Source organism: Streptomyces sp. NPDC060002 (assembly GCF_042737245.1).
In the GTDB taxonomy this organism is placed as follows: Bacteria; Actinomycetota; Actinomycetes; order Streptomycetales; family Streptomycetaceae; genus Streptomyces.
In genome coordinates this window covers 207,976-222,272 of record NZ_JBHWUW010000003.1, presented here as the reverse complement: position 1 = coordinate 222,272, position 14,297 = coordinate 207,976, and the positions used below count along the sequence as shown (strand labels likewise).

General features: G+C 70.6%; 9 protein-coding genes. 4 read left to right on the top strand and 5 right to left on the bottom strand.

The window, feature by feature from the left end; genetic code table 11:
- Positions 1-26: 26 nt before the first annotated feature.
- The 5 genes from ACFWBD_RS04760 to ACFWBD_RS04740 form a co-directional block, all read right to left on the bottom strand.
- Entirely contained in the window at positions 27-2,954 is a 2,928-nt protein-coding gene (locus ACFWBD_RS04760; protein WP_385662641.1) for a glycoside hydrolase family 2 TIM barrel-domain containing protein, read from the bottom strand.
- Entirely contained in the window at positions 2,951-3,814 is an 864-nt protein-coding gene (locus tag ACFWBD_RS04755; RefSeq protein WP_385662638.1) for a carbohydrate ABC transporter permease, read from the bottom strand. The genes ACFWBD_RS04760 and ACFWBD_RS04755 overlap by 4 nt, the downstream gene beginning before the upstream one ends.
- Positions 3,815-3,829: 15 nt before the next feature.
- The gene (locus tag ACFWBD_RS04750; RefSeq protein WP_385662636.1) at positions 3,830-4,792 is read right to left on the bottom strand and encodes a carbohydrate ABC transporter permease; all 963 of its coding nucleotides are present in this window, start codon (positions 4,790-4,792) and stop codon (positions 3,830-3,832) included.
- Positions 4,792-6,078, bottom strand: a complete 1,287-nt coding sequence (locus ACFWBD_RS04745) for an ABC transporter substrate-binding protein (protein WP_385662633.1) — start codon at positions 6,076-6,078, stop codon at positions 4,792-4,794. The genes ACFWBD_RS04750 and ACFWBD_RS04745 overlap by 1 nt, the downstream gene beginning before the upstream one ends.
- A gap of 93 nt (positions 6,079-6,171) precedes the next feature.
- Complete coding sequence (locus ACFWBD_RS04740; RefSeq protein WP_385662630.1) at positions 6,172-7,227, bottom strand: carbohydrate kinase family protein; 1,056 nt, start codon at positions 7,225-7,227, stop codon at positions 6,172-6,174.
- Positions 7,228-7,384: 157 nt separating this feature from the next.
- Between ACFWBD_RS04740 and ACFWBD_RS04735 the strand changes: the two genes are divergently transcribed.
- From ACFWBD_RS04735 to ACFWBD_RS04720, 4 genes are all read left to right on the top strand, one after another.
- A complete protein-coding gene (locus tag ACFWBD_RS04735) occupies positions 7,385-8,149 on the top strand; it encodes a DeoR/GlpR family DNA-binding transcription regulator (RefSeq protein WP_385662876.1) in 765 nt (254 codons plus the stop codon).
- On the top strand, positions 8,146-9,483 hold the full coding sequence (locus ACFWBD_RS04730) for a 6-phospho-beta-glucosidase (RefSeq protein WP_385662627.1): 1,338 nt from the start codon (positions 8,146-8,148) through the stop codon (positions 9,481-9,483). Before ACFWBD_RS04735 ends, ACFWBD_RS04730 begins: the two co-directional genes overlap by 4 nt.
- A gap of 99 nt (positions 9,484-9,582) precedes the next feature.
- Positions 9,583-12,654 carry an alpha-mannosidase gene (locus ACFWBD_RS04725; protein WP_385662625.1) on the top strand — a complete coding sequence of 1,024 codons (3,072 nt, stop codon included), beginning with the start codon at positions 9,583-9,585 and terminating at the stop codon, positions 12,652-12,654.
- An 81-nt stretch (positions 12,655-12,735) separates the two neighbouring features.
- On the top strand, positions 12,736-13,986 hold the full coding sequence (locus tag ACFWBD_RS04720; RefSeq protein ID WP_385662622.1) for an alpha-L-fucosidase: 1,251 nt from the start codon (positions 12,736-12,738) through the stop codon (positions 13,984-13,986).
- Positions 13,987-14,297 lie beyond the last annotated feature (311 nt).

Sequence of the window (14,297 nt, the reverse complement as noted above, 5' to 3'; positions counted from 1 at the left end):
GTGAGTCCGTTGCTGGGAAAGGGGGTTCAGAGGACGCGCAGGGTCCAGCTCCAGCGGTGGACGCCCGGTGCGACGAGGTAGGAGGGGAGGGTGTCGGGGCCGCACGACGCCGTGCCGAGGCCGCGGTGCGCCGCGTCGAGGTGCACCACGCAGCCGGCGCGCGGGACGAGCTCGTCGTGGTGGGTGACGGCCGTCAGGTCCTCTGCGCGGTAGCGCGTGACGCAGACCTGGCGCGGCTCGTCCAGCGTGACGGCGAGGCCCGTGGCGTCCGGCGCGCAGAGCGTGAAGCGCCGCACACCGTGCCGGCCGCCGCTCTCCTGCGGACGCAGGTACGGGGTGAACAACTCGTCCACCCGGGCGTGGTGATGGCCCACCGGCGCGCCTGCGCTCCGGTCGGGGTACGACTCCCAGGGGCCCTGCCCGAACCACTCCAGCAGGTCGAGTCCCGCCACCGTCTCGAAGACCGAGCCGACGCGCGCCACATCGTCGAACTCCGCCGGCAGCTCCGCCTGTTCGTCGATCCGGACGCCGCCCTCGACCGGCGTGAAGACCTGCCGGTGCCGGACGACACCGGTGGTCCCGGCGTACTCGGCGAGCACGGTCGCCCCGTCGCCCTCCTGGTGCACGGACACCAGCCTGCGCACGAGGGCGTCGAGGCCCCACGTCCGCCAGCGCAGAGCCGTCCCGCCGAGCTCGTCGTTGTCGGTGGGCGCCCGCCACAGCGACAGCGCGGGCGCGGAGGTCAGCAGGGGGTGGACGAGGAGTCCGTCGGCGTCGATCTCGACGCGCCCGGAACCTGCCGGGTCCTCGACGGGCGCGGGCGCCCGCAACCGGACCTGTGGTGTGCAGACCTGAGTGCCCCGCGGAGCCCACGGCAGATCCTGCGCCGTCGTCACCCGCAGGGTCAGCCAGGCCTCGCCGCCGTCGTCCGGCAGCGCGAACGGCAGCGGCAGCACGGCCGTACCGCCCGGCCGCAGCTCGGGCAGCTCCGCCGGTGCGGTGAGCGTCGCGCCGTCGGCGAGCGACAGCTCCCACTCGCCCGCGAGCCACTCCAGGCCCCGGAAGTGCTGGTGGTTGGAGACCGTCACCCCCTCCGGCCGGACGCTCTGGAGCCGTACCGGTGCGGAGAGCTCCCGGTGCTCGTACATCACCGGTTTCGGGGTGCGGTCCGGGAAGACGACACCGTCCGCGACGAACGCGCCGTCGTGGTCCTTCTCGCCGAAGTCGCCGCCGTACGCCCAGCGGTGTCCGGGCGCGGCGACAGCGTTGTCATAGAGTCCGGCGCCCCCACGCCCGACCGGTCTTCCGTCGTTCACACGCTGGAGAATGCCGTGGTCCCAGAACTCCCAGATGAACCCGCCCTGAAGCCCCGGGGTGACCTCGATGGCGGCCCAGTGGTCGGCCAGCGTGCCGTTGCTGTTGCCCATCGCGTGGGAGTACTCGCACTGGATGAGCGGCTTGGTCTGCTGCCCGGACAGCGCGTGCGCCACGCAGTCCGCCAGGGGCGCGTACATCGGGCAGGCGATGTCGGAGGCGACCTCCGGGTCGGCCCAGCCGCGCTTGGCGGCCCCCTCGTACTGCAGCGGCCGGGTCGGGTCGTGCCGGCGCACCCAGCCCGCGGCGGCGTCGTGGTTGGCGCCGTAGTCGGACTCGTTGCCCAGCGACCAGATGATGACCGACGGGTGGTTCTTGTCCCGCAGCACCATCCGCGAGACCCGGTCGACGAAGGCGTTCAGATAGCGCGGGTCGTCGGCGATCTCGTGGGCGTGGTCGTGGGACTCGATGTCCGCCTCGTCGACGACGTAGAAACCCAGTTCGTCGGCGAGGTCGTACAGCGTGGGGTCGTTCGGGTAGTGCGCGGTGCGGATCGCGTTGAAGCCGAAACGCTTCAGCAGGACCAGGTCCGCGCGCATGTCGTCGTACGACACCGTCCGCCCCGTCAGGGGGTGGAAGTCGTGCCGGTTCACGCCCCTGATGAAGACCCGCTCGCCGTTGACCAGCAGATCCCGGCCGACGATCGCCACGTCGCGGAAGCCGACCCGGTGGCGGGAGGCGTCGGCGACGGTGCCGTCGGCGCGGTGCAGCCGGACCGTCAGGCCGTACAGCTCGGGCGTCTCGGCCGTCCAGGTACGCACCTCGGGCACCCGCGCGCGCAGCCGTGCCTCGCCGAGGAAGGCGGAGACGCGCTCCTCCTCGGCGTTGGCCAGGTCGAACTCCGCGTCCTGCGCCAGCGGCAGCCCGTCCAGTTCGCCGCTGACGTACCAGCCCGCGGGCAGCGCCCCGCCCGAGTCCCGTACCTGGCAGTCGACCCGCAGCTCGCCGTCCCGCGCGGCCCGCACGGTCACGTCGGCCAGCCGCAGCGGGTCGGTGGCGTACAGCAGCACCGAGCGGGTGATCCCGGCATGCCACCAGTGGTCCTGGTCCTCGATGTGCGAGGCGTCCGACCATTTGACGACCGTCAGCCGCACCACGGACCGGCCGCCGGGGCGTACGACGCCCGACAGATCGAACTCGGCCGCCAGATGGGAGTCCTTGGAGATGCCGACGGGCCGCCCGTCCACATGGACCAGCAGCACGCTCTCGGCGGCCCCGACCTGGAGCACGACGCGGCGCCCGGCCCACTCGGCGGGGACGTCGATCTCCCGCTCGTACACACCCGTCGGATTGTCGGCGGGCGACAGCGGGGGGAATTCTGTATACGGCATACGGACGTTCAGATACTGCGGAAGGTCGTCAGCGCCCTGGATGGCCTGCATGGTCCATACGCCGGGCACGGACGCCGTCGACCAGGGGCCGCCGACCGGCGCGTCCGGAGCGGACAGCAACCGAAACCGCCAGTCGCCGTCCAGGGAGTTCGCTCCGGAGCGCCGGTCGACGGCGTTCATGGGCAGCCGTCCCCACGAGGTCACCTCGGGTGCCTCCCAGGGGCGGAGCGCCAGCAGCGGATCGCTCACTTGATCGCGCCCTTCGCGAGGTCGCCGATCATCTGGCGGGCGCCGATCGCGAACACGATCAACAGGGGGACGAGGGCGAGCAGCGCGCCCGTCATGACCATTCCGTAGTCCGTCGTGCCGTGGGTGCCGTTGAGCTGGGACAGCGCGACCTGGAGCGTCACGTTGTCCGGGTTGGTGAGGGCGATCAGGGGCCAGGCGTAGTCGTTCCACTGGCCCATGAAGGTGAAGATGCCGAGGAAGGCCAGGCCGGGCCGGACCACCGGGAGGGCCACGTGCCAGTACTGGCGCAGGAAGTTCGCGCCGTCGATGCGGGAGGCGTCGAGGAGCTCGTCGTGGATCGCGCCCTTCATGTACTGACGCATCCAGAAGATGCCGAACGCGTTGGCGGCCGCCGGCACGATCAGCGCCGTCATCGAGCCGATCCAGCCGAGTTTCGCCATGATGACGAACTGGGGGATGGCCTGGAGCTGCGCCGGGACCATGAAGATGAACATGAGCAACACGAACAGCAACCGCTTGCCCGGGAACTCGAATTTGGCGAAGACGAAGGCGGCCAGCGAGTCGAAGAACAGGACCAGGAAGGTCACCGATCCCGCCACCAGCAGCGAGTTGAACATCGAGCCGAAGAAGTCGATGTTGTCGAAAAGGCTGCGGACGTTTTCCAGGAAGTGCGTGCCGGGCAGCAGCTTGGGCGGGTAGGAGAAGATCTCCGACGACGTGTGCGTCGACATGATCACGGCCCAGTAGAACGGGAAGGCCGAGAGCAGGACGCCGACGACGAGGGCGGCGTGCAGCCCGATCCCTCTGCGGCGGGACCCGTCGATCCGCCTGGTGCGCCGTGTTTCTTGGATGGATGCCATGGTGTGCGGGCCTCCCTATTCTTCGCCCCGGCGCTGCACCAGGCGCCAGTTGATGATCGAGAAGAGGACGACGACGAGGAAGATGCCCCACGCCACGGCGGCGCCGTAGCCGAAGTCGTTGTTGTCGAAGGTCTGCTGGAAGAAGTAGAGGACCATCGTCCGGCCGGCGTGGCCCGGACCGCCCGAGAACGTGGAGTCGTTCGAGGTGTTCTGGAGCAGCACCTGCGGTTCGGAGAAACTCTGCAGACCGGTGACCGTGGACACGACGAGCACGAACAGCAGCACCGGCCGCATCATCGGCAGCGTGATCCGGAAGAAGGTCTGCACCGGCCCCGCACCGTCCATGCGCGCCGCCTCGTACAGCTCGCCCGGGACGGTCTGGAGCCCGGCGAGGAAGATGATCGCGTTGTAGCCGGTCCACTGCCAGGTCATCAGCGTCGCGATGGCGACCTTGATGCCCCACGGTGTGTTCAGCCAGGCGATCTGGTCGAAACCGATTGCCTGGAGGAACGCGTTCACCAGGCCGAAGTTGGTGGAGAAGACCGAGCCGAAGATGATCGCGATCGCCACGACCGAGGTGACGTTCGGCAGGAAGTACGCAACGCGGTAAAGGTTCTTGAAACGGACCGCCGAGTTGAGCATCACGGCCGTCACCATCGCCAGGAAGATCATGGGGAAGGTGGCCAGCGCCCAGATGACGATCGTGGTCCCGATCGAGCTCCAGAACTCGGAGTCGTCCAGCAGGTACTGGTACTGCGAAAGGCCCGCCCACTCCATCGAGCCGAGGCCGTCCCAGCGGTGGAAGGAGAGGTAGAGCGAGAAGCCGACCGGTACCAGGCCGAAGCAGAGGAAGAGCAGGTAGAAGGGGGAGATCGCGGCGTAGAGGTGCCAGTACTTCCTGAAGCCCGTCCGGGGCCGGGTGACGGGGACGTCCGCCACGACCACCGGAGGCTTCTCCAGCGTGGGGAGGGTGGCCATCAGTAGCTCACCCCCAGGTGCTTCGCGATGCGCCGGCATTTGCTCATGGCGTCACTCCAGGCCTGCTCCGGGTCCTTGCCGAGGACGCCGACGTTCTTGATCTCGTCCTTGACGGGCTGCCCGAGCGCCCCGTCGAACGGGCTGTTGTAGGCGACCACGATCTTCTGCGCGGCCGGACCGAAGATGTCCATCGTGACCTGCCCGCCGAAGAACTCGTCCGGCTCGCGCACCTGCTTCAGGCCGTACGAGGCGGGGGTCGAGGGGAAGAGCCCGGCGTCCACGAACCCCTGTGCCTGGTTGCCCGCGTCGAGCATCCAGCTGATGATCTGGAACGCCCGCCCGGGTTCCCGGCACGCCTTGGTGACCGACAGGAAGGAGCCGCCGTTGTTGGAGGGCCGCACCGGCATGTCGGCAACCCGCCACCGGCCTTTGGTCTTCGGCACGCCGTTCTTGATGTCGCTGGTGGCCCAGGAGGCGCCCAGCTGACTCGGCAGCTTGCCGTCCTCGACGGCCGACAGCTGGTCCGGGGTGCCGTTGACCAGGTTCGACACGATCTTGCGCTGTTTGGCCTCCACGGCGAGCGCCCAGGCGTTGCGCACATGCTCCTGGTCGCCGATGAAGTGGCGGTCCTTGTCGACGTACCGCGCGCTGCCCTGCTGGACCACGTTCTCGAAGACGCTGTTGACGTCGGTGAGCAGGAAGGTCCCCGGAATCCGCTGCCGGAGCCGCTCGCCCGCCGCGAAGAACTTCTCCCAGGTGTCGAGCTCCTTCGACACGTCGGCGGGTTCGTAGGGCAGGCCCGCCTCGCGGAAGACGGCGTACTGGTAGAAGTGCGCCACCGGCCCGCAGTCGATCGGGAAGCCGACCATCGTGCCGTCGTCCGCGATGCCCTGCTCCCACTTCCAGGGCAGGTACTGCGGCTTGTACTTGTCCGCGCCGAGCGTGCGCAGGTCCACGAACTGGTCGGCGTTGGGCAGATAGGACGCCATGTCCTCGCCCTTCAGGCCGGCGATGTCGGGGACGTGGGCGCGGCCGGCCATCGTGGTGATCAGCTTCGACCGGTAGTAGCCGCCGATCTTGATGGCCTGGAGGTCGACCGAGCTGTCGTAGCGGGCCCTGGCGTTGTTGACGACCGTGTCGCCCAGGCCTCCGTCCCAGTACCACAGGACCATGTTCCGGCCGGTCGAACCGGTCGGAACGGCACAGCCGGACGCCAGGCCGCCGAGCGCCGTGGCGGCCGAACCGGCCAGGCCCGCACGGAGCAGGCCTCTACGTGAGAGCCGCACAGCTCCCACCGCCTTTCAAATCTGTTCGCGTCTTCGCAGACGGGGTGCAATTCGAGGGGCATGCGTGGGGTTGTCTTCTGGATGCGGGCGCGGTCAGGGCCGCGGGGCGGGCGGGGTGACCGGCGCGTACCGCACGGGCGGTCCCACGTCCGGCGGGATGCGGTCGGCGAGGAAGCCGTACGCCCGTTCGAGCTCGGGGTCCCGCAGCGAGCGCCACCAGCGGTCGACGCCGTACCAGCCGGGGGCCGCCAGCGCCCCGCCGTGGTGCTGTACGGAGAGCCCGGCGGCGAGGACGGCGAACCGCAGCCGTTCCACCAGCGGCCAGCCGCCGAGCGAGGCGGCCACGAAGCTCGCGCCGAACACGTCGCCGGCGCCCGTCGCGTCCAGGACATCGATGTCAAGGGCGGGGACCTCGGCGTACTCCCCGGTCGCCTGGTCGACCGCGATCGCGCCGTCGGCGCCCCGGGTGACCACCGCCACCGGCACCAGTTCCGCGAGCGTGCCGAGCGCGGCGATCGCGCTGTCGGTGCGCGTGTACGCCATCGCCTCGGTCTCGTTGGGCAGGAAGGCGTGGCACAGGGCGAGCTGGTCGAGCAGGTCGGTGGACCACTGCCGGGTGGGGTCCCAGCCGACGTCGGCGTAGATCTGGGTGCCGTTCGCGGCCGCCTTGGCGAGCCAGGCGCGCGGTTCCGCCTCGAGGTGCACGAGGGCCGTGCGCGCCTCGGGCGGGTCGCCCATCAGTGTGTCCTGCGAGTACGGCGGCTCCTGGCCGTGGGTGACGAGGGCCCGGTCGTGGGTAGGGGTCCCCCCGCTCGGGCGAAGCCGAGGGTGGGGGAGTGCGAGGGCGACGGTGACCGGCGTGTGCCAGTCGGCGGCCACGCGGGACAGGCCGAGGTCGACGCCCTCCTGGCCCGCGAGGACCTCGTGACAGTGGGCGCCGTAGAAGTCGTCGCCGAAGACCGTGGCCAGCGAGGTCCGCAGGCCGAAGCGGGAGGCGGCCACCGCGAGGTTGGCGATGCCGCCGGGGCCGCAGCCCATGCCGGCCGTCCAGATCTCCTCGCCCGGCACCGGCGGTCCGCCGAGCCCCGTGAGGACGAGGTCGTAGAAGAGCAGCCCGGTGAGCAGTACCTCGGGCCGGTCGTCGTCCACCGCACATCCTCCTCGTCGGGGGAGCTCGTCTCATGGGGGAGCTCGTCAGAACTCTTCAATTCGGTGACCGGAATCGTGCGCCCCTCGGCGACATTGGTCAATACCTCAGCAGAAGTGAGCATGGATTTGATTGAAGATGACGAGTAGTGTTCACGCCGTGCTGGCAGAACGACGACATCAACTCATCCTGCGGGCCCTGCGCTCCGGTGGCCCCGCAGCCGTGACCGATCTCTCCGAACAGCTGGGCGTGAGCCCGGCCACGATCAGGCGTGACCTGGTGAAACTCGAGGAGGACGGCCTGCTCACCCGGGTGCACGGCGGCGCCGTAGCGGAGGAGGGCGACCAGCCCTTCGCCGAGGTCGCCGGGGTGCGGGTGGGCGAGAAGGACGCCATAGCCGCCCACGCGGCGGCGATGGTCGCCGACGGTCAGTCGGTCCTCCTCGACATCGGCACCACCGCCTACCGCCTGGCCCGGCAGCTGCACGGGCGCCGGCTGACGGTCATCACCAGCAACCTCGTGGTCTACGAGGAGCTCGCCGACGACGAGGGCATCGAGCTGGTCCTGCTCGGCGGCATGGTCCGCCGCGAGTACCGCTCCCTGGTCGGTTTCCTCACCGAGGACAACCTGCGCCAGCTGCATGCCGACTGGCTGTTCCTCGGTACCAGTGGAGTGCGCCCGGGCGGGCAGGTGATGGACACGACGGTCGTCGAGGTACCGGTGAAACGAGCCATGATCAAGGCCGGGGACAAGGTCGTCCTGCTCGCCGACTCGGCGAAGTTCCCGGGTACGGGCATGGCGAAGGTCTGCGGTCCCGAGGACCTGGACGTGGTGGTGACGAACACGCCGGTCGATCCGGCGACCCGGTCCTCCTTCGAGGAGGCGGGCGTCGAGGTGGTCGTGGCAGGAAAGGTGCAAGCGTGAAACTGACGATTCTGGGCGGCGGCGGGTTCCGGGTGCCGCTCGTGTACGGGGCGCTCCTGACGGACCGCGCCGAGGGCCGGGTCACGGAAGTCGTTCTGCACGATCTGGACGACAGCCGGCTGCACGCGGTCGCCCGTGTACTGAACGAGCAGGCGGCCGTCGTCCCCGACGCGCCCCGGGTGACCGCCACCACCGACCTCGACGAGGCCCTGCGCGGCGCCGACTTCGTCTTCTCCGCGATCCGCGTCGGCGGCCTCGAAGGCCGCGCGAACGACGAACGGGTGGCCCTGGCCGAGGGCGTCCTCGGCCAGGAGACGGTCGGCGCGGGTGGCATCGCCTACGGTCTGCGGACGGTTCCCGTCGCCGTCGACATCGCCCGACGGGTGGCCCGCCTGGCCCCCGACGCCTGGGTCATCAACTTCACCAACCCGGCGGGTCTGGTCACCGAGGCCATGTCCCGCCACCTCGGCGACCGGGTGATCGGCATCTGCGACTCGCCGGTCGGGCTCGGCCGCCGGATCGCCCGCGTGCTCGGCGCGGAGCCGAAGGAGGCGTGGATCGACTACGTCGGCCTCAACCACCTCGGCTGGGTCCGCGGTCTGCGGGTCGCCGGCCGCGACGAGCTCCCGCGGCTGCTCGCCGACCCCGACCTGCTCGGTTCCTTCGAGGAGGGCAAGCTGTTCGGCGTCGACTGGCTCCAGTCGCTCGGCGCGATCCCCAACGAGTATCTGCACTACTACTACTTCAACCGGGAAGCCGTACGGGCCTACCAGCAGGTCGAGAAGACCCGCGGCGCCTTCCTGGCCGACCAGCAGGCCCGCTTCTACGAGGAGATGAAGCGCCCCGACGCCGCGGCCCTGACCGCCTGGGACCGCACCCGCGCCGAACGCGAGGCCACCTACATGGCGGAGAACCGGGAGACGGCCGGCGCCGGCGAGCGCGACGCCGACGACCTCTCCGGCGGGTACGAGAAGGTGGCCCTCGCCCTGATGCGGGCCATCGCCCGGGACGAGCGCACGACCCTGATCCTCAACGTACGCAACCAGGGCACCCTCTCGGTGCTGGACGCGGACGCCGTCATCGAGGTGCCCTGCCTCGTCGACGCCAACGGCGCGCATCCGGTGGCCGTGGCCCCGCTGCCCGACCACGCCACCGGGCTGGTCTGCGCGGTGAAGGGGGTCGAGCGCGAGGTGCTGGCCGCCGCCGGGTCCGGCTCGCGCGCGACGGCCGTGAAGGCGTTCGCGCTGCATCCGCTGGTCGACTCGGTGAACGTGGCCCGCAAGCTGGTCGAGGGCTACACCGACGTCCACCCCGGGCTGGCGTACCTTAGGTGAGTCTCGGAGGGAAAGCGCTTTCCCCGCCTCCCTCCGAGCAGCTCGCCCCCCGGCCTCCCGGCCTACCCGCCCTTCGTGGTCCCTCTCTGGAGAATCCCCATGCATGACGAACGCCGCCGCATCGAGGAGCGCGTCGAGCGCGTCCACAACCAGCGCGTCAAGCCCGCGATCTACGCGGCCCGCGTGCCCTTCGAGGTCGAGGCCTGGCAGGCGCCGGGGGAGCCCGTCCCCTTCGCGGAGGCCGAGGCCGCCGTCTACGAGCCCTTCGCGATGGACACCCCGTGGGGCCCGCCGTGGGGCACCACCTGGTTCCGGATGCGCGGGCAGGTGCCCGCCGAGTGGGCCGGCAGGCGCGTCGAGGCCGTCATCGACCTCGGCTTCGTGGGCGACTGGCCCGGCAACCAGGCCGAGGCCCTCGTCCACCTGACCGACGGGACGCCGCTGAAGGCGGTCAACCCGCTCAACCAGTACGTGCCGATCGGCAACCCGGCGGCGGGCGGGGAGAGCATCGACTACCTGGTCGAGGCGGCCTCCAACCCGGACATCCTGGCGAACGACTTCGCGGGCCCGACCCTGCTGGGCGATGTACTGACGGCGGGCGACCGTCCACTGTATACATTCCGCCGTGCCGACATCGCCGTCCTCGACGAGGAGGTCTGGCACCTCGACCTCGACCTCCAGGTGCTGCGCGAGCTCATGGTCCACCTCGGCGAGCACGAGCCGCGCCGCCACGAGATCATGCACGCCCTGGACCGCGCCATGGACGCCCTCGACCTGGACGACGTCTCCGGCAGCGCCGCGGCCGTCCGGGAGGTCCTCGCGCCCGTGCTGGCCAGCCCCGCCCACGCCAGCGCCCACACCATCTCCGGCGTCGGTCACGCGCACATCGACTCCGCCTGGCTGTGGCCGATCCGCGAGACGAAGCGCAAGACCTCGCGCACCTTCTCCAACGTGACCTCGCTCGCCGAGGAGTACGACGACTTCATCTTCGCCTGCTCGCAGGCCCAGCAGTACGAGTGGGTGCGCGACAACTACCCCCAGGTGTGGGCGCGCATCCAGGAGTCGGTGAAGAAGGGACAGTGGGCGCCGGTCGGCGGCATGTGGGTCGAGTCCGACGGCAACCTGCCCGGCGGCGAGGCGATCGCCCGCCAACTGGTCCACGGCAAGCGGTTCTTCATCGAGCACTTCGGCATCGAGACCAAGGGCGTCTGGCTGCCGGACTCCTTCGGCTACAACGCCGCCTACCCGCAGCTCGCCAAGCTCGCCGGGAACGACTGGTTCCTCACCCAGAAGATCTCCTGGAACCAGACGAACAAGTTCCCCCACCACACCTTCTGGTGGGAGGGCATCGACGGCACCCGCATCTTCACGCACTTCCCGCCCGTGGACACCTACAACGCGCGGTTCAGCGGCGAGGAGATGGACCGTGCCGTGCGCAACTACTCGGAGAAGGGCGGCGGTACGCGTTCACTCGCCCCCTTCGGCTGGGGCGACGGCGGTGGCGGACCCACCCGCGAGATCATGGAACGGGCGCGTCGGCTGGCCGACCTGGAGGGCTCGCCCAAGGTCGTCGTCGAGCACCCCGACACGTTCTTCGCGAAGGCCCGCGCGGAGTACCCGGACGCCCCCGTCTGGGTCGGCGAGCTCTACCTGGAGCTGCACCGGGCCACGTACACCACCCAGGCCCGCACCAAGCAGGGCAACCGCCGCAGCGAACACAAGCTGCGCGAGGCGGAGTTGTGGGCGACGACGGCCGCACTGCACGCGCCGGGCTACGCCTACCCGTACGCGAAGCTCGACCGTCTCTGGAAGACGGTGCTGCTGCACCAGTTCCACGACATCCTGCCGGGCTCCTCGATCGCCTGGGTGCACCGCGAGGCGGAGGCCGAGTACGCGCGGGTCGCCGAGGAGCTGGAGGTGCTGACGGCCGAGGCGGTCACCGCGCTGGGCGGCGAGCGGCAGAGCGGCTCGCTCCGGGTGTTCAACACCAGCCCGTACGGCCGTGCCGAGGTGGTGCGCACACCCGAGGGCGCGCCGGCGTACGTCGAGGTGCCCGCGAGCGGCAGCGCGCCGCTGACCGGCGCGGAGCCCCCGCGGCCGGTGACGGTCTCCGGGCGCGTCCTCGACAACGGGCTGGTGCGTGTACAGGTCGCGGAAGACGGCACACTGTCGTCCGTATACGATCTGCGGGCCGACCGTGAAGTCCTGGCCGACCAGGGCAACCTGCTGCGTCTGCACACCGACCTCCCGAACTGCTGGGACGCCTGGGACATCGACAAGCACTACCAGAACCGGTACACCGACCTGCTGGAGCCGGACGCGGTGACGGTCGTCGAGGAGGACCCGCTCGTCGGCGCGATCCGGGTCACGCGCGCCTTCGGCAAGGGCTCGACGATCACCCAGACCATCACGCTCCGGGCCGGCAGTCCCCGCGTCGACTTCGAGACCGACATCGACTGGCACGAGGCGGAGAAGATCCTCAAGGCGGCGTTCCCGGTGGACATCCGGGCGCCGCACTCCTCCGCCGAGATCCAGTTCGGCCACATCCAGCGCCCCACCCACACCAACACCAGCTGGGAGGCGGCCCGGTTCGAGGTCTCCGGCCACCGCTGGGTGCACATCGGCGAGCCCGGTTACGGCGTCGCGGTCATCAACGACTCGACCTACGGCCACGACGTCTCCCGCACGGTCCGCGAGGACGGCGGCACGACCACCACCGTCCGCCTCAGCCTGGTCCGCGCCCCGCGGATCCCGGACCCCGAGGCCGACCAGGGCCGGCACCGCTTCAGCTACGCGCTGCTCCCCGGCGCGAGCATCGAGGACGCGGTCGCCGAGGGCTACTCCCTCAACCTCCCGCTGCGTGTGGCCGACGCGGCGGACGCCACCCCCGAGCCCGTCGTCTCGGTGGACGGCGAAGGAGTCACCGTCGAGGCGGTGAAGCTCGCCGACGACGAGTCCGGGGACGTCGTCGTCCGGCTCTACGAGTCACGCGGCGGCCGCTCCACCGGCACCCTGCGCACGGGCTTCCCGCTCGCGGGCGCCCAGGTGACCGACCTGCTGGAGCGGCCGCTGGAGCCCGCGGTCGTCGGCGAGGACGGCACGGTCGCCGTCGTACTGCGGCCGTTCCAGATCCTGACGCTCCGCCTGGAGCGCGCCGCCACCGGCCGCTAGCAGCGGCCCCCGGGGCGGGCGCGACCCGGCGCGCGCCCGCCCCCGCCCCCGAAGTGCTCCGCTCTGCTGAGGAGTTCAGCCGTGCCCATGCAACCCTGGTTCACCGATGCCAAGTTGGGGATCTTCGTCCACTGGGGCATCTACGCCGTCGACGGCGTCCAGGAGTCCTGGTCGTTCTACGACGACATCGTGCCCCACGACCGGTACATGTCCCAGCTGGACCGCTTCACCGGCGCGCACTACGATCCGCGGGCCTGGGCCGGCCTGTTCGCCCGCGCCGGCGCGGGATACGCCGTCCTCACCAGCCGCCACCACGACGGCGTCGCCCTGTGGGACACGGCGTACGGGGATCTGAACGTGGGCCGCGACCTTCTCACCGGCTACGCCGACGCCCTGCGCGAGAAGGGCCTCAAGGTCGGCCTGTACTACTCGCACTCCGACTGGAACCACCCGGACTACGCCACCACCCGCAAGCCGGGCCGCTCGCCGGAGATGGAGGACAACCGCTACTCCGAGTGCTCCGCCGAGGACGAGGACCTTCCGGCCTGGGAGCGGTTCCTCGCCTACCGGGACGGTCAGATCCGCGAGTTGGCCTCGCGCTACCGGCCCGACCTGATGTGGTTCGACGGCGAGTGGGACCGCAGCGAGGAGCAGTGGCGCATCAAGGAACTCGCCACGCTGATCCGCTCGTACTCCCCGGACGTCGTCTTCAACGCCCGCATGCTCAGCGAGGGGGACTACGCCACCCCCGAACAGGGCGCCCCCATCGAACCCCCGGCCGGGCCGTGGGAGTTGTGCCTCACCATCAACGACTCCTGGGGATACCGGCACCACGACCGGAACCACAAGTCGCTCGCCCGGCTGATCCGCTACTTCACCGAGACCATCGGCGGCGGCGGCAACCTGCTGCTCGACGTCGGCCCGATGGAGGACGGCACCGTCCCGCAGCCGCAGGTCGAGCGCCTCGAAGGACTGGGGGAGTGGATCCGCAAGCACGCGGAGGCCGTGTACGGGACGGTGCGGGGGCTCCCGGCCGGGCACCACTACGGGCCCAGCACCCTCTCCGCCGACCGTCGCACCCTCTACCTCACGCTGTTCGACATCCCGCGCTCCGAGATCGGTGTCCGGGGTCTGGTCACGCCGGTGCGCAGGGTCACCGTGCTCGGCACCGGAACGGAACTCGGCCACCGTGTCGTGGGCGGACTGCACGAGGCGGTCGGCGTGCTGTGGATCGATCCGCCGGCCGGCTCCGATCTCGACCCGCACGCCACGGTCCTCGCCCTGGAACTGGACGGCGAACTGGAGTTGTACCGGGGGGCGGGACGCTTCTGAGGACCCGTCCGGGCCTGGCCGGGACCGCGTGAGCCGGGAGCTGCCGAGCCGGCCCGTACGACCGGCGGGGCGCAGCGATTCGGGCCGGCCGGCCGCTCCCCGTGACAGCGGCCGACCGACCCGATCCCCCGTACCGCCGGGAATCCCCCGTCGATTCCCGGACTTCCCCCGTTGATCCCTGTGCTTCCCCCTGGAGCCCCGTGCTTCCCCGGTTGCTCCCCCGTGGGGCCCTTCACTCTTAAGAGCGGCTCCCCCGGATCCTGATACACCCTTCGCGGAAAAAGTCCCCCGGACCGTGGTCCGGGGGACTT